Source organism: Elizabethkingia occulta (assembly GCF_002023715.1).
Taxonomy (GTDB): Bacteria; Bacteroidota; Bacteroidia; order Flavobacteriales; family Weeksellaceae; genus Elizabethkingia; species Elizabethkingia occulta.
This window is the reverse complement of sequence record NZ_MAHX01000007.1, coordinates 14,902-30,838: the sequence shown is the minus strand read 5'-3', so window position 1 is coordinate 30,838 and position 15,937 is coordinate 14,902. Positions and strand designations below refer to the sequence as shown.

Here is a 15,937-nt window from a genome sequence, read left to right as displayed (position 1 = left end):
TATGAGCAAGTCTGTTATTTTAGGTATTGAGTCTTCTTGTGATGACACTTCTGCTGCCATCATACAGGGGAATAGCATTTTGTCCAACATCGCAGCCAACCAGAAAATTCATCTGGAATATGGTGGCGTTGTACCGGAACTGGCTTCACGCGCGCATCAGCAAAATATTATCCCTGTTGTTCACCAAGCACTCAACCAAGCAAATATACAACAAAATGAAATTTGTGCCATAGGTTTTACCCGAGGACCTGGTCTTTTGGGGTCACTTCTTGTGGGAACCTCCTTTGCTAAATCGTTGGCGATGTCTCTGGATGTCCCATTGATAGAAGTGAATCATCTTCAGGCACATATCCTTGCACATTTCATTGAAGATGCTAATCCTAATCCACCAAAATTTCCATTCATTTGCCTTACTGTAAGTGGTGGACATACACTGATTGTACTGGTAAAAGATTATTTCGATATGGAAATTCTTGGCAGAACAATAGATGATGCCGCCGGAGAGGCTTTTGATAAAATAGGTAAAATTATGGATCTGGATTATCCTGCCGGACCGATTATAGATAAACTTTCTAAGGAAGGGGATGAAAACGTATTTCAGTTTAACAAACCTAAATTAGAGGGTTACGACTACTCTTTCAGCGGAATTAAAACTTCAGTTTTATATTTCCTTCAGAAAGAAGTAAAGAAGAACCCCGAGTTTGTTAAAGAAAATCTGAACGATTTGTGTGCTTCTGTTCAGAAGAACATCATTGATATTCTCCTGAAAAAACTGGAAAAAGCAGCTGATGATTATGGCGTAAAAGAAATTGCTATTGCCGGTGGCGTATCTGCTAATTCAAAACTGAGAAGTGCCTTACAAGAGCTTTCTGAGAAAAAAGGATGGAATTATTACATCCCAAAATTTGAATACACAACAGACAATGCTGCAATGATTGCAATGGTTGCCAAACTGAAATACGAGAAAGGAGAATTCACTGATCTTAGAGCTACTGCTACTGCTAAGTATGATCTTTAATATTTTTTGTAAATTCGATTAATCGTGTAACCGTAAAATCGCCATTATGCATCAATTTTATTTTGAAAAATTAGAGGTATGGCAAAATGCTAAAAATCTATCTGTAATTATTTATCAACTAACGTCGAATTACCCTGAAAAGGAACGATTTGGATTAACTTCACAGATGAATAGATCATCGGTTAGTATTGCCGCTAATATTGCAGAAGGATCTACAAGAAAATCTAATAAAGACAAAAGCAGATTTATAAACATTGCATATGGTTCCACGATAGAATTATTAAATTTTCTAATTATTTCTGTTGAGCTAAAATTAATATCTGAAGAAGTCTACGCTGAACTTCGAAATAAAATAGAACATATTGCTAATCAACTAAATGCTCTCGAAAAGAGATTTAGTGCCTGATTATTAACAATTACACAGTTACACAAATTAACATTCAACTTTTTTAATGAAACTTTTTTACGGAAATATTACTGAAAACACTGCGCAGATTCATGAGGATGACCAGCAACATATTGCAAAGGTTTTGCGTATGCGGGAAGGTGAAGAAATTTCGGTTACCAACGGAGAAGGCGCTTTAGCGCATGGAAAGCTTTATTTTGAAGGAAAAAAAGCGCTGATTGAGGTTACTGAAGTCCAATTAGAAACTCCGGATTTCCCACATCATTTACATATAGCTATTGCTCCGACTAAAAATATTGACCGCACTGAGTTCTTTGTTGAGAAAGCGACTGAAATGGGCGTAACAGAAATAAGCTTTTTATTAACCGAAAAAACGGAGCGTAAAAATCTGAATATTGATAAAATCAGAAAGCAGGTTATTGCTGCTTCGAAACAAAGTTTACGTTTCTATTTTCCACAAGTAAATGATCTGATTAAAATATCCGATTTTTTACAAAAGGTAAATGCCGAAAAAACCTATGTAGCACATTGCCATTCGGAATTAGAAAGACAGGATATTACCCGTTTGCAAATACAAAAGGACATTTGTTTCCTTATAGGCCCTGAAGGAGATTTCAGTTTGAAGGAAATACAGATGTTAAAAGAAAAACAGATCAAGGCTGTAAGCCTGGGACCCCAACGTCTTCGTACAGAAACCGCAGGTGTATTTGTAGCAGCCTGGGGATACGAAAAGATGTTTTAGTCTCTACATATTATAACATATAAAAATGGTCAGAAAATTATTCTGACCATTTTTTATACTGATTTGTTTTATTTTTAATTTTAGAAAGTAGCCTCTATATTGTGCTTTTTTAGATAGTGATTCAATACCTCATCACCAGAACGGGCACTGTTAACAGCCCAGCGAATTTTCATTGCCAGTTTTTTTTCATCAGATAGTTTGTAATCAATATCCGACTTCAGAAGTTTTTGTTTCAGCTCGTACATACAAATAGCAGCAGCTACAGAAACATTAAAACTCTGGGTAAAGCCATACATCGGAATAATCAGGGTTTCGTCTGCAAAATCCAATACTTCCTGAGAAACTCCTTCCATCTCGGTACCAAATATTAACGCTACAGGTTCTTTCAGTTCATATTCTGGTAAAGAAACCGCATTTTTTTCCGGAGAAACAGCCAGTATTTTATAGCCTTTATCTCTAATCTGTTGCAGTGAAGATATTGTTTTGGGCATTTTCTCTACCTGCATCCATGTATCGGCTCCACGGGCAACTCTGATATTGGGATTAAATACATTTTCTTCTTCCAACGCTGCAATCTTATGAAATCCACAGGCTTCTACCGAACGAATAATTGCTGCTGCGTTACGAAACTGATATATATTCTCCAACACAGGCAATACAAAATCGGAGCTCTCTTCTGCATATTTCTCAATTTTAGAAAGTCTTTCTTCAGTCAGAAATCCTTTCATATATTCATAGACATCTTGATATCGCGGATCATTCATGCCCCAAAATTACTTATTTTCATCGATAAAGCGGCGCTCTTCTTCTGAAAGCAAAATATCGGAGTCTTTCTTTTCGTTATCAGGAATATTTTCCCATATTTTCTTTTTGAAATCTATCCTATTTGTCAAGCCTTTATTATCTGCTTCTTTAAAGGTCTGAAAAGTAATTTCGCGATGAAAAGATCCTTCATGTTTCTGATTATCATATATAACATAATAATCTCCATAAGACCCAGCCAACCCCGGGATGTATTGATTATTTTTCTGATAAAAATCAAAATATACATTCATATTACCAGGATGGAAATCATATTCAATCCCTTTTTCATTTTTTCTCTTAACAGTTCCCAGTGAATCAGAATTATAATTTACTTCATAATGAGTAATAACTTTATCTTTCTTATTATAAACTATACTACCCTTTAGCCTATATCCCGTTGGCAAATTTATTTTATACTGAATGATTTGTTCATCCCCTTTTTCATTAACCAGCCAACCTGTACATTTCGTTTCTTTTACATTAATAAAAGTAATCAGTCTCTTTAATTCAAAATTTAAAAACATACTGGCAATAAATTCTTTAGACTGATCTAAACTTGAACCACTGAAAAAGCTATTGTTGTCGTCTGTCGTTTGAAAGTATCTGATATTGTTTAGTCCTATCTGAACAAACGAATCATATTCTCCCCTGATTGCATTTTTATAATTATAAATATTTGAATCTGTCCAGAATTTAGCATCTGCAACTAATAAAAGACTTATTTTATTATCACTTATATTCTTCTGTTTGTACAAGATATCATATACAGATGGCTTATTGTAATATAGGCGGGAATAATTATTATCCACTTCTTCCAAAATTTTCTTTACATCGATATTTACAATATTTACACCTTCTATATCTTTATACAAAGGCTTTAGCTTCACTATAGGTATATAAGATTTTATATTTTCTTTCTGATAAGAGGCTGCAAAAACCTCTATTCCAGATGTATCATCCGGTAACAAAACCTTTCCGTCGTCATTCGTGTACAGAATTTTATCCGCCTGTGTGAGCCGCGCCTTAGCAATAGGTTCTCCAGTCTGTTCATCTACAACTTTCATTTCCTTCTGTTGTGCAAAATATAATCCCGCAAACAACAAAAAAATAAATTTACATTTCATATATTATGTACTGATTTAGGGATATGATATTACTCTGGTAAGATCAACAGGATTATTATCTTTTTTGATATTATTTTTCAGACGCTCATTTACCTCTCTTATGTTTGAAGAAGTTACTTTAGTTCCGTCATTCAGAAATACACCATCGCTTGAATTTACTGTTCCTGCAGCATTTTTTATAAAACTTACAGGTGATTCATAGTATGCTAATTTCGCTTTCTTATATTTATCCCAATCAACCAGTACTCCCATTTGCTTAGTCACTTCTAAAAACTGATTTTTACTTGTCAGTTTTAAATTTTCTGATCTGACCAAATTAAAATGGTAATCATTCTGCTCGTCATATAATTCTACAATTAACCCAGGCAGTCCATGAAACCTATATGGACCTTCCTGAAAAGGTAGATCTGTAGAAAACCAAGCCGTCCAGTTTCGACCACCCCATGTAGTTGTTGCTTTTTGCAATGTCAGGTTTTTAATTACTTTTTTATCATCAGATAATTTCCAGGTTTGATTGTCTTCCGACCTCAGTTTAAACACACTATTCTCTAGCAGATCATATTCGTCATAGATATTACTTGCTGGTTTATGTATAACCAATGCAGAAGTATTAAGTACCATATCTTTAGGAAACGGAATATTGTTATTGATAAGTGAATCGGCTATATAGAAATCGCGGATATAGTAAGTAACTTCATCTTTACCAACATCCAAATGATAGTTTTCTTTGATAAAATCAGTTGTTTTTTTGTCTTTTTTAGACCGAACTTCATAAATAAACCGGTGATTTTGGGAATGACAAAGGAGGCTCCCTAAAGTAAAAAGGAATAAAAGTTTAATTTTCATATTCAATAATCTGGTGATTAATAGCTGAAACAAATTAACTTCTAAAAATATAATTCTACAATAGGTGAAGTTTTAATTTTTCCCTAAAATATTGGTGCTAAATGTTAATAAATTTACAATAATATTCTAAAATTATTTCGACTCGATAAAGCTTCGCTCTTCTTCTGAAAGCAAAATAGGCATGGCTTTCACTTCTCCAGTTTGTATATTCTTCCAAAGTTTTTTTCCAAAATCTATTTTATTAGTCAGTCCCTTATTGTCTAATTTATAAAACTGACTGAATGTAATCTCACGATTAAAAGTTCCGGTATGTTTTTGGTCATCGTAAAGCATATAATATTCACCTGATGTATGAGCAAAAGATGGTAAATATTTATCATTGAGCTTATAGAAATCGAAGATCACTTCCCCATTGGTTGTCATATAGCGGTACTCTTCATCAGCTTCATTAATTGTTTTAAAAGGTTTCACATCACCCTGATCATAATTCATCTCACAGTGCGTGATCACTTTATCAGCTTTATTGTAAACAAAAAATCCCGTGTTGGTAACTTTATACTTTGGCGAAAACAATTTGAATGAAATCGTAATCAGGTCACCATCCTCATCTATAATTTTCCCGTCAATTTTCACATCTTTCAGACGAACAAATTTATCCAGCTTATATAATGTATAGTTGAAAAACATATCTCCGATAAAGTCCTTTGAACTATCCAAACTAGAACCATTAAATGCAGTTGTATTTTCTATAGATTTATAATATTTGATTTTATGCAGATCTGCCTGTACAAAAGAATCGAAGTCCTTTCGGCGTACATATATCGGATGGTACATATTATCTAGTGTCCACAAATCCATATTCGCTACTAACAGCATGCTTATTTCTTCGTTTCTGGTGTTTTTTTGTTTGTAAATAGCGTTATAAAGAGATGGTTTGGTATAATAAAGTTTTCCATACTTTTTATACACCGATTTAATAAGGCTGGCTACGTTATTATAATTTCGAATTTGTACTTCCTTTATATTTCTCACGCGTGGTTTTAGTTTTACCAGCGTTGTGAAATTTTTCAATATGATTTTTTCATAATTCCCTGCATAGACTTCTATATTCGAAGCATTTTCAGATATCGGAACTTTTCCGTCATCATTGGTATAGAAAACTTCATTGTCTACTAATATTCTTGCATGTATTATCGGTTTCCCGTCTACAGCATCCTGCACACGCATCGTTTTGATACTTTGAGAATAAAATAAACTAAAGGACAGCATAAAAAGAAAATAATAAATTTTCATAGGCTCATTTTAATTGTTTATAGAATAAAATAAATCATTTTTCAGATCCAAAACTCTTATTTAACGATAATTTAATGTAATTTTGGGCATATGAAGCGCAAAGTACTCATCATTTACACCGGAGGCACCATTGGTATGGAAAAAGACTACGAAAGCGGAAGCCTTAAAGCTTTCGATTTCTCAACAATTGCCAGCCGTATTCCGGAGATTAATCTCCTTGACTGCGATGTTACATTAAGTCAATTCTCGATCCCGTTGGATTCTTCTGATGTAGGTCCTGAGCACTGGACCGCCATAGCCAAAATTATTGAGGGAAATTACGAAGATTATTCGGGATTTTTAATACTTCATGGTACTGATACAATGGCTTATACAGCATCAGCTCTTAGCTTTATGCTAAAGGGGCTTCGCAAGCCGGTTATTCTTACAGGATCTCAGCTTCCTATTGGTGATTTAAGAACAGATGCCAAAGAAAATCTGTTGACCAGCTTATATTACGCTAGCTTTTACGATGGCGATGAGGCAGTGATTCAGGAGGTCGCTTTATACTTTGAATACAAACTATTACGAGGTAATCGTTGTATAAAAGCCAGCGCAGAGAATTTTGATGCCTTTAAAACTCCTAATTATCCTATATTGGGGCAATCTGGTGTAAATCTGGAAGCTGACCGTAATATCTTATATCGGGCTCCTAAAGATGAGGAATTCAATGTCGATCTGCATATTTCCAAGAAGGTATTTCTGATATGGATATTCCCGGGAATGAATCTGAATGAACTGGAAAGCTTTATTAAAGCTTCAGAAATAAAGGTATTGATCCTTCGTGTATTTGGATCCGGAACATTTTTTTCAGATAAAAATATCGAAAATATCCTCTTTAATATAAGAGAAAATGGAACGGAAATCGTGATTATTTCTCAGTGTATTTCCGGAGAAATCTCCATCGGAAAGTATGATAACAGTAACATTTTCAAACGCATTGGTGCTATCAGCGGTGGTGACCTTACTGCGGAAAGTGCTCTTACCAAAGCCATGCACCTTATCGAAAACCCTCATTATACAGAGAGCTTCGGTACATTGTTCCAGAAAAATTTAAGAGGAGAAATGTCAAATTAATTTGTGAAAACCAAACATAAGTTATATTTTTGCAACCGCAATTAGAGAGGTGGCCGAGTGGTCGAAGGCGCACGCCTGGAAAGTGTGTATACTCCAAAAGGGTATCGAGGGTTCGAATCCCTTCCTCTCTGCAAATAAAAAGAAAACCTACTAGTGATAGTAGGTTTTTTCTGTTATGCCAAATCAATATCTAGTTAGGCGTATCAGCAATACATCGTAGAGAGTATTGGTTAAAAGATTTATCAGTTGTACTTATACTCGTTACAATAGCAGTGGTTGCCGGAACCGGATTTTCAGCTGAAAATCTGATAAGCTGAACATTACTGCTTTCTGTGCTTGTCCAGTAATTTCCTACATATCCCCGGTAATCCACATGGGCAGCGGCGTGAAATGTTCCGGCAATAGGAAGCGTTATCTGTACATTGGTATTTTTTTTACTTCTCAGAACCTTTCCTGCACCAAATGAACCGCCGAAGTCTACAGGAGTAGCATCCCATTTTCCGATATTTTCAGAAGTTGTATACTCTATTAGCTTAAGCCATTCATTTGTTGTTGGAACTCTAAAGCCAGAAGGGCAAGGATCATAAGTCTGGTTTTTCACAGGTGCATAATTTGTTCCGTTATTCCAAGCGCCTGCAGGACCACTTTTTTGTGTATTATTTGTTGCACTATATGGATCTTTCAGCCCCCAGAAATAGTATCCTCCATACAATGCCGCAACCTGCGGGTTCTGATCCGGGCTGTTAGCTGTCGGATCCATATTGGTAACTCCCATATTGTAGCGCATCCATATCTGGCCATTGACTCGTGCGGCAGCTACTCCCATATAAGTAAGGTAAGTATCTACAGGCACCAAACTAATATTCAGTTTATATTTAACTCCCGGTGTTACTTTCAGATTTTCTATTTTGATATTTTTATTAACAATACTAGCTCCCTGAGAAGGGGAAGCGCCTATTCCCAAACGAACAGATGGAATATTAAAAACAGTAGTATTATTCGTATCATTATTCACAACATTAATGTTACTAACAGAATTTGGGTAAAGATCAATATTATTCCCCGTAGGTAAACTAAACTGGATCGGCGTACTTCCTAAACTACTTCTGCTAATAACTCCATCTGCTAGCTGAACACTTGCTTTGTTATAATGTGGAGCAATATTGGCATCTATGGTATGAATCTTATATCCGGTCTGAGAAACATCCAATGTCGTTGTAATCTGACTAAACATATGTTTTAGCACAATATCCAGATAATTATTAGCTCCCCCCTGTAATGTTATAGGGGAAGATTTAAAATACATTAAATCTGTGGTACCCGCCATATCACTCAATACAGCGCCTGCCAGTGTATTTTTATTAACAACAGCAGGAAGAGAAGCTATAGTTGTTGTATTTACACAATAAGATACAAAAGTATAAGTCTGTCCCCCGTCCAGCATAAGAGCAGGCGTAATTGCTGTATCACTCTCCTTACCACGGATATAATCCCTTTCAGCAACATAATTACCATTATTATCATAAACTAAAAGCTTATAGCAAATATCGTTAGGCAGCAAGCCAGGTTCGGTCGCAGCCATAAGATTTTTAGTATTATTTGCCACAGTCTGCAATTCTGAAGTTGCTTTTTGCGGAATAAGATCTGCAACAACAATGAAGTCATTATCCATCTTTATTTCCTGATGCTGATTAAGGTTCTGGTATTGTAAACTTCCGCCTGTCGAGGCCTGCGTACCTAATTCAGCAATACCGTCATAGTTGCTGCCTTTAAAGTTTATTTTCACTTCAGCTGTTCCGGTAACATGTTCTGTCTCTGCACTCCGGCACGATACCACAGAAAAAATAAGACTCAGTCCGACAGACAAAACCATAGCTTTTGCAAGATTAGGCAAGAGATAATCATTACATTTTTTTTTCGGGAATAGTTCTTCTTTCATAGTTTATTATTTAATAGGTTATAATTATTGTTTTTAAGCCATCCCTTATTTTGGGAATGACAACAGTTTTCTTGTCTGTACTAAATAATACAGACAATTTATAAATGTGATGTGGTTGGGATTTAGGCTAATTAATCTTTCAGCAGGCCGTTTACTATAATTTTAGATTTTATGGTTAACTCATTATTTCCATAAAGTCTACCCATAACTATTGAGCTTTCAAAAAGCATGTAAATATGCGCTGATAAAATCTCATCAGGGATTTCTCTTATGAAAAAGTTTCTTAATTCGTTTTTGTGCTGGCGGATTGTTTTGTGAATCTGGATTTTATCATCAGGGATTTCAGAAGATATGTTTAGAAAACTACAGCCTCTGAAATTCTCTTTCTCATTCATATATATAAGGAAATCAAATGACATGAGTATTTTTTCTTTGCGGCCGGAGGCCTTAGAAATAAATGTTTCCCATTGTGAAGACCAGTACTCATATCTTTTATTCAGAAATTCCAGACATAAATCGTCTTTAGATCTGAAATGATCATAAAAACTAGCTTTGGAAACTCCCGAATCTGCAATAATCTGATTTATGCCCGTGTTATTATAACCTTGTGTATGAAACAAGATACTGGCCGTATTTAATATTCTTTCACGTGGAGAATTGCCCATGGTAATATCGCAAAAATAACAAAAAAACAAACAGACAAGTCTGTTTGTTCTATTCTTTGCATAAAATAATGCATTATCAATTATTAAATAATAATAAACACACTATTTAACGGCATTTTTGACAACAAAAAAATATTTTATTTCTACACTTGATATGAAAATGAATTGATTTCTATCGTTTTCAAAAGAAACAACAGGTTATTTTCATTCCATAATATTGTTATTATTTCATTTTTATGTTCGGGATAAAATGAAATTTCACATAAAAAACACAACTCTTTCTCTTTAAGCCAATCTTAAGTTTTCATAAAAAGCTGTCTTATACTGTTAATATTTAGACAAAAAGATTAATGTTTCAAAAAGTTTTCTGGCACACGGAATCATAATTGCAGCACTTTAATCACAATAAATATTAATTACTAAAACCAGAAAAATGAACAAGAACAAAATGAAAAGTGTAAAGCAAGTAGTAATCGGAATGTTATTATTAGGATCTGTAAATGTGGCTTACGCACAAACAACAGACAGCACCAAACAATCACAACCCACTGACCAGGTAAAACAACAAGACAACAATGCATTGGTAAAAGAGGCAATAGCTTACCAGGATAAACAAGACTGGAACAATGCTCTTGCAACCTGGAAAAAAGTTAGTGCATCTATCCCGGATTGGGCACCAGCTTACTATGGACAGGGTTATGTCTACCAATCTCTGAAAGACAAAGCAAATGCTCAGGCTTCTTTTGAGAAATTTATCGCTACGGTAAAACCTGAAGAAGTTGAAGCTAACAAACAAAATCTGGCTTATGCCCATATGTATGTTGCTTTCGCCTTGTATGAAACGAATAAAGAAGAAGCAAAAAAGCATATTGCAAAAGCTTTAGAATACGATCCTAACAATGAAGATGCTAAAAAACTAAGTAAAAGTATCAATCAATAGGAAACGTTATAAACACATTTGATAAAAGTTTTCAAAATCCTCAGTTTAAAAAGCTGGGGATTTTTTTATATAATACCCACAGTTTTTTCATCTCATTTGTAACAAATAATTATAGTTGAACAACTTATTAGGTAAATTCAATATCAATGAATAAAATCACAACTTTGATAGGAGCTTTAGCTGTTACTATGGTCAGCGCTCAGACTATTAAAACCAACATCGACCTTGTTAATATAAAAGATGACAAAGTAGCCGTAACAATAGAGTTCCCGAAAATGAAATCATCTGATGTAAAATTTCATTTTCCTAAAACAGTTCCCGGAACTTATTCTGTAGACGATTATGGAAGATTTATAGAAGGCATTAAGTTTTACGACAATAAAGGAAGAGAATTACCTTACACAAAGGTTGATGACAATACTTATAGCCTGAAAAACGCAAGCGATCTGACTAAAGTTACTTATCTGGTTAATGACAGCTTCGACGAAGAAACGGATACTTCGAAACACAAAGCTGTATTTTCACCTTCAGGAACGGATATTGAAGAGAACAAAGTACATTTAATCAATACTCATGGTTTCATCGGCTATATAGATAAAATGCAGGATGTACCTTATAGACTGGTGGTACAAAAACCAGCAGATTTCTATGGTACTACAGCTTTAGTGGATCAGGATAAATCTGATGTTACGGATACTTATGTTCTGGCAAACTATGCTAAAGTAACGGATTCGCCATTAATGTATACAAAACCTAATTACACAAGCTTCAACGCAGGTGGTATGGATCTGGTTCTGGGGGTATACTCTCCTACCGGCAAATACAAAGCTGCAGATTTTAAAGATAATCTGGAGAAAATGGTTGTTGCACAAAAGAAATTCTTAGGTGATATGAACACTAATAAGAAATATGCTATTATGTTGTATTTATCTGGTGGAGATGGACCTAGCATTAAAGGTTACGGAGCATTGGAACACCATGAATCCACAAGTGTGGTTCTTCCGGAAGCAATGTCCAAAGAAGCTATTGATAAAAGCCTTACAGATGTAGTTTCTCACGAATTTTTCCATACTGTAAATCCTTTAAAAACACATTCTGAGGAAATACACTACTTTGATTATGCTGATCCAAAAATGTCTCAGCACTTATGGATGTATGAAGGTGGTACCGAATATTTTGCTAATTTGTTCCAGATACAGGAAGGCCTTATCGATAAGAATGACTTCTTAGCCAGAATAAACCAAAAAATTGCAGGTTCCAAAAGATATAAAGATACCTTGCCATTTACAGTAATGAGTAAGAATATTCTTCAGGATGCCTATAAAGATCAGTATGCAAATGTTTACGAAAAAGGAACGCTTCTTACTATGTGCCTTGATATAGAATTAAGAGAGCTATCGAAGGGTGAAATGGGTTACCGTGACATGATCAGAAAATTATCCCAGCGATTTGGAGAAAACAAACCATTCAAAGATGATAAATTAATTGATGAATTAGTTATTGTTACAGGCTATCCACAGGTAAAAGACTTCTACAATAAATATATTGCCGGAAACGAGCCAACTCCATATGAGAAATACCTGAATAAAGTTGGAATAGAGGTTGTAAAAACAGAGAAGCCAGTCTTCTGGCTAACGAAGAATCCAAACGGAACAACTTCTTACAACAACAAAGACAACGCATTTACTTTCTCACCTAATGCCGAGGTATCTCCTTTTGGAAAAACTATAGGTTTTAAAACTACAGACGAATTCGTAGCCGTAAACGGGAAGACAATTGATGTTTCAAAAATGAGAGACTTTATCAACTACATGTCCAGCATTAAAGAAGGTGAAGATGTTACCATTACAGTCCTAAGACAAAATGGAGACAAAAAAGAAAAAATTGATCTTAAAGGAAAAGCGATTATTGATAAACTTGTAAATGAAAAATTACAATATAAAGCTAATCCAACTCCTGCTGAGCAAAAGTTGCAGGATCAGTGGTTAACAGGAAAAAAGTAATATTTAATCAGATATAATTCAGATCTGTAAAACAGAGAAAGCCTTGTTCATGCAACAGGGCTTTTTGCTTCATATATCATAGTATTATAAGCTCTGTAATTATATTCAACTGGATTTCTTAGTATAAAATCCCGTAAATTTAGGGTCATATAATGCAAACCCTGCATTTTATCAGACATTTACTACTACAGAAAAACAGAAATTACATTAACTTTGCCTATTGAATGATATGCACCAATTACGATATTTCCGGGAAAAATATTATATTGTTAAAAACAAAGCCCAAACGGATTTAAGTAATCAGACAGTTAATTTAGTTGACCAATAGATATGAAATATAAATTCTTAAATTTTAAATTGAGGAAAATTGTTCATTACTCATTAATACTGTGCATCTTACTGATACAGGTTATCATAGCTGTCTTCTTTTACAACGAATTCACAAACGAAAAGAAGCTAAAGTTTATCGAAAGTCAGCTAAAGGATAGTAAAGCACTGGGAGGACTGACTGAAAATTCAAGAAAGAACTTCACAGAAGCACAGAATTATCTTCAAAAATATATGGTCAGCCAGGACGACAAAGACCTAAAACTCTATTTTGAATCTCTAAAGAAACTTAAAGGTAATTTTGATAAAATTGGGGAATACGAAAGTCTAAGTACAGGACTTAAAAATAGCATTGCCCGGCAAAAAAAGGATACTCCAAAGCTGATAGACCTGAAAGTATTAATGGATTCTGTATACCAATCTTCTCTAAAGCATCCTGCAAAAATCGAGGATCAATATTATGAACCGGAAAAGTATAAAAGTAATTTTGATAATCTGGATGTACAGACTCAGACTCATACTACGACTACGACTACTGATACAATTAAAAAGAAAGGCTTTTTTGGTCGTCTTAAAGATGCAATAACAGGGAAAGTCGATGTTCAGAAGGAGAAAGAAAAAGAAAGTACTATTGTTACTGTGACTAATAACAGCAAGGACAAAAGTAAACATAAAACAATAGACATTTCGGATGTAAAAACAGAAATGAATAATGCTATAAAATCTATAAATAAGCATTATTCGGATCAGATAAAAAAAGTACAGTTATCTGCTGCTAAAAGCCAGCGGGACAATCTTCGGTTTTATAGTAACTTCAATAAATTACTGGTTTACAGTAACGGGCTTATTGATGTTTATGAAAATGCTATTAAAGGTTTCAAGTCCGAGTTAGAAAAAGAATACAACGAACAAAATTCCAGGAATAGTAAAACCAGAACTTATCTGGTACTAGGGTTAATGGTGCTTATGTTTATTGTATCCATTCTGATTATGTATTTCACAAGAATCGCATTTATATACGAAATGAAACTTAATGAAGCCAATGAGTTAAATAAAAAGAATCTCGGCTTCAAAAACAGAATATTGGGTATGCTGAGCCACGAACTAAGGTCGCCGCTAAAAATTATTAATATTTTCATTGATAAAATTACCAGAACAACAAAAGACGAAGCTATAAAGGGTTACCTTAATTCGATAAAGTTTACCAACAGTTCTTTGCTTATACAATCCAATCAGATTCTGGAGTATACAAAAAATCAGGATGCCGGCCAGAAATTAGTCAATACAACCTTCAATCTTAAAGATGAAATCAGTGCTATTGCAACAGCTATCACTCCGTACATAGAGACCAGAAACAACAAGTTTGTTGTAAATGATCAAATCCCTGCAGATATTATTATATATTCAGATAATATAAAAATCAACCAGTTATTGATGAATATTCTGGGGAATGCCAATAAGTTTACAGAAAACGGGCAGATAGACCTTAACCTTACTACCCAAATGTCGGGTTCGGATAAGATTATTCTGACAACAGTCGTAAGTGATACTGGTTCCGGAATCTCGGAAACTGATCTTAAAAAGATCTTTGAACCTTATTATCAGGGTATGGTTTCTGATGAAATTGATAATCTTGGTGCCGGACTGGGTCTGAATTTATGTAAAGAGATAGTAGAATTGTTTAATGGTGAAATATCAGTTGCGAGTGAGCTCCGTAAAGGAACACAGGTAACATTCAGTATAAATTTAAATATTGATAGTAATGGAGTTACAGACAGAGCATAAAGAAATAACATTCCTTTTGGCAGATGATCATAGTATTGTACGGCACGGAATCGAAATTGTAATTCATGAATGTATTCCTGATGCTACAGTTTATCATACCTCATCTTTACACCAGATCGAGGAACTGATAGAATCAAAAAATGTAAATATCCTGATTGTTGATGCACATTTCCCAGACGGAAACAGTCTGCATATACTACCAAAACTGAAAAGTTTATATCCCAATCTCAGAATTCTCATCTTCTCCGGTCTTGAAGAAAATCTGCATGCGATAAAGTTTATACATGCAGGAGCTAATGGCTATCTTAGCAAATTAAGCGAAGAGGAAGAGGTTGAACAAGCTATCCGAAGTATTGTTCAAAAAGGCGAATACATCTCCGAAATATCCCGTAATCTTTTGGTACAATATGCTAACAATCCTAATTCAATCAATCCTCTTAGCAGTCTTACCAAGAGAGAGCTACAGATTGCAGAGATGTATGCAGAGGGATATGGAAATCTGGAAATTGCAAATCAGCTGGATATAAAGCAAAATACGGTAAGTACGATCAAGAAGAATATCTTCGATAAACTAAAAATAGAAAATCTTGTAGAGCTCATAGAGCTTATCAAAACCCATCATAAAATATAGAATTCCTGGAATTCTTTATTCATTCCTGTTGAACATCGACTAATCATCGATATATATCTACACCTTTATCGATATATATCGATGCCTTTTATTAGGCATCTTCCTTCCGGATGTCGTTTCTTTGTATAAGCAAAATTTACCAAACGAAACACAAAATTAAAAATGCGGTAGGAGGCTTTTTAATTCGGGTAAATGTTTTATAGCTATGCAAATACTAAACTATAGTTATAAAAAACACAAATGATGAAATTTATTACAGAAGTGTCCATATAACCTTCGACCGATTTTCTCGAAACAA

General features: G+C 34.4%; 14 protein-coding genes and 1 tRNA gene. 9 read left to right on the top strand and 6 right to left on the bottom strand.

All coding sequences use genetic code 11. The features are described from left to right. Position 1 precedes the first annotated feature (1 nt). Genes tsaD through BAZ10_RS04875 form a run of 3 tightly spaced genes read left to right on the top strand, consistent with a single transcriptional unit; the run spans position 2 to position 2,166 of the window. Entirely contained in the window at positions 2-1,018 is a 1,017-nt protein-coding gene (gene tsaD / locus BAZ10_RS04885) for a tRNA (adenosine(37)-N6)-threonylcarbamoyltransferase complex transferase subunit TsaD (RefSeq protein WP_078771111.1), read from the top strand. 46 nt (positions 1,019-1,064) lie between these two features. Further along, complete coding sequence (locus BAZ10_RS04880) at positions 1,065-1,424, top strand: four helix bundle protein (RefSeq protein ID WP_078771110.1); 360 nt, start codon at positions 1,065-1,067, stop codon at positions 1,422-1,424. A 46-nt stretch (positions 1,425-1,470) separates the two neighbouring features. Continuing rightward, the gene (locus BAZ10_RS04875; RefSeq protein WP_078771109.1) at positions 1,471-2,166 is read left to right on the top strand and encodes an RsmE family RNA methyltransferase; all 696 of its coding nucleotides are present in this window, start codon (positions 1,471-1,473) and stop codon (positions 2,164-2,166) included. A gap of 80 nt (positions 2,167-2,246) precedes the next feature. On the opposite strand, the gene BAZ10_RS04870 is transcribed toward BAZ10_RS04875, so the two are convergent. From BAZ10_RS04870 to BAZ10_RS04855, 4 genes are all read right to left on the bottom strand, one after another. After that, on the bottom strand, positions 2,247-2,930 hold the full coding sequence (locus BAZ10_RS04870) for a TrmH family RNA methyltransferase (RefSeq protein WP_078402689.1): 684 nt from the start codon (positions 2,928-2,930) through the stop codon (positions 2,247-2,249). 9 nt (positions 2,931-2,939) lie between these two features. Continuing rightward, positions 2,940-4,034, bottom strand: a complete 1,095-nt coding sequence (locus BAZ10_RS04865; RefSeq protein WP_078771108.1) for a hypothetical protein — start codon at positions 4,032-4,034, stop codon at positions 2,940-2,942. A 75-nt stretch (positions 4,035-4,109) separates the two neighbouring features. After that, positions 4,110-4,940: a GLPGLI family protein gene (locus tag BAZ10_RS04860; RefSeq protein WP_078771107.1), complete on the bottom strand. Its 831-nt coding sequence runs from the start codon at positions 4,938-4,940 to the stop codon at positions 4,110-4,112. A 132-nt stretch (positions 4,941-5,072) separates the two neighbouring features. Beyond that, complete coding sequence (locus BAZ10_RS04855; protein WP_245803756.1) at positions 5,073-6,233, bottom strand: hypothetical protein; 1,161 nt, start codon at positions 6,231-6,233, stop codon at positions 5,073-5,075. 90 nt (positions 6,234-6,323) lie between these two features. Here BAZ10_RS04855 and BAZ10_RS04850 point away from each other — a divergent pair, with 90 nt between their 5' ends. Further along, entirely contained in the window at positions 6,324-7,349 is a 1,026-nt protein-coding gene (locus tag BAZ10_RS04850) for an asparaginase (protein WP_078771105.1), read from the top strand. A 43-nt stretch (positions 7,350-7,392) separates the two neighbouring features. Next, positions 7,393-7,480 (top strand) — tRNA-Ser (locus tag BAZ10_RS04845). Positions 7,481-7,539: 59 nt separating this feature from the next. Here the strand turns inward: BAZ10_RS04845 and BAZ10_RS04840 are convergent. Both BAZ10_RS04840 and BAZ10_RS04835 read right to left on the bottom strand, forming a co-directional pair. Further along, positions 7,540-9,288: an FISUMP domain-containing protein gene (locus BAZ10_RS04840; RefSeq protein WP_078771104.1), complete on the bottom strand. Its 1,749-nt coding sequence runs from the start codon at positions 9,286-9,288 to the stop codon at positions 7,540-7,542. A 131-nt stretch (positions 9,289-9,419) separates the two neighbouring features. Beyond that, on the bottom strand, positions 9,420-9,953 hold the full coding sequence (locus BAZ10_RS04835; RefSeq protein ID WP_078402693.1) for a TetR/AcrR family transcriptional regulator: 534 nt from the start codon (positions 9,951-9,953) through the stop codon (positions 9,420-9,422). Positions 9,954-10,386: 433 nt separating this feature from the next. Here BAZ10_RS04835 and BAZ10_RS04830 point away from each other — a divergent pair, with 433 nt between their 5' ends. The 4 genes from BAZ10_RS04830 (at position 10,387) to BAZ10_RS04815 (ending at position 15,639) form a co-directional block, all read left to right on the top strand. Next, on the top strand, positions 10,387-10,893 hold the full coding sequence (locus tag BAZ10_RS04830; protein ID WP_078771103.1) for a tetratricopeptide repeat protein: 507 nt from the start codon (positions 10,387-10,389) through the stop codon (positions 10,891-10,893). Positions 10,894-11,039: 146 nt separating this feature from the next. Beyond that, positions 11,040-12,896, top strand: a complete 1,857-nt coding sequence (locus tag BAZ10_RS04825; RefSeq protein WP_078771102.1) for a M61 family metallopeptidase — start codon at positions 11,040-11,042, stop codon at positions 12,894-12,896. A gap of 357 nt (positions 12,897-13,253) precedes the next feature. Then, entirely contained in the window at positions 13,254-15,008 is a 1,755-nt protein-coding gene (locus BAZ10_RS04820; protein ID WP_245803755.1) for a sensor histidine kinase, read from the top strand. Next, the gene (locus tag BAZ10_RS04815) at positions 14,986-15,639 is read left to right on the top strand and encodes a LuxR C-terminal-related transcriptional regulator (protein ID WP_078771100.1); all 654 of its coding nucleotides are present in this window, start codon (positions 14,986-14,988) and stop codon (positions 15,637-15,639) included. Before BAZ10_RS04820 ends, BAZ10_RS04815 begins: the two co-directional genes overlap by 23 nt. The last annotated feature ends 298 nt before the right edge of the window (positions 15,640-15,937 follow it).

Coding starts and splice junctions, on each gene's coding strand:
- BAZ10_RS04860 (WP_078771107.1), bottom strand. CDS start 4,940: ATGAAAATTAAACTTTTATTCCTTTTTACTTTAGGGAGCCTCCTTTGT.
- BAZ10_RS04850 (WP_078771105.1), top strand. CDS start 6,324: ATGAAGCGCAAAGTACTCATCATTTACACCGGAGGCACCATTGGTATG.
- BAZ10_RS04830 (WP_078771103.1), top strand. CDS start 10,387: ATGAACAAGAACAAAATGAAAAGTGTAAAGCAAGTAGTAATCGGAATG.
- BAZ10_RS04835 (WP_078402693.1), bottom strand. CDS start 9,953: ATGGGCAATTCTCCACGTGAAAGAATATTAAATACGGCCAGTATCTTG.
- BAZ10_RS04815 (WP_078771100.1), top strand. CDS start 14,986: ATGGAGTTACAGACAGAGCATAAAGAAATAACATTCCTTTTGGCAGAT.
- BAZ10_RS04825 (WP_078771102.1), top strand. CDS start 11,040: ATGAATAAAATCACAACTTTGATAGGAGCTTTAGCTGTTACTATGGTC.
- BAZ10_RS04880 (WP_078771110.1), top strand. CDS start 1,065: ATGCATCAATTTTATTTTGAAAAATTAGAGGTATGGCAAAATGCTAAA.
- BAZ10_RS04875 (WP_078771109.1), top strand. CDS start 1,471: ATGAAACTTTTTTACGGAAATATTACTGAAAACACTGCGCAGATTCAT.
- BAZ10_RS04870 (WP_078402689.1), bottom strand. CDS start 2,930: ATGAATGATCCGCGATATCAAGATGTCTATGAATATATGAAAGGATTT.
- tsaD (WP_078771111.1), top strand. CDS start 2: ATGAGCAAGTCTGTTATTTTAGGTATTGAGTCTTCTTGTGATGACACT.
- BAZ10_RS04855 (WP_245803756.1), bottom strand. CDS start 6,233: ATGAAAATTTATTATTTTCTTTTTATGCTGTCCTTTAGTTTATTTTAT.
- BAZ10_RS04865 (WP_078771108.1), bottom strand. CDS start 4,034: ATGAAAGTTGTAGATGAACAGACTGGAGAACCTATTGCTAAGGCGCGG.
- BAZ10_RS04840 (WP_078771104.1), bottom strand. CDS start 9,288: ATGAAAGAAGAACTATTCCCGAAAAAAAAATGTAATGATTATCTCTTG.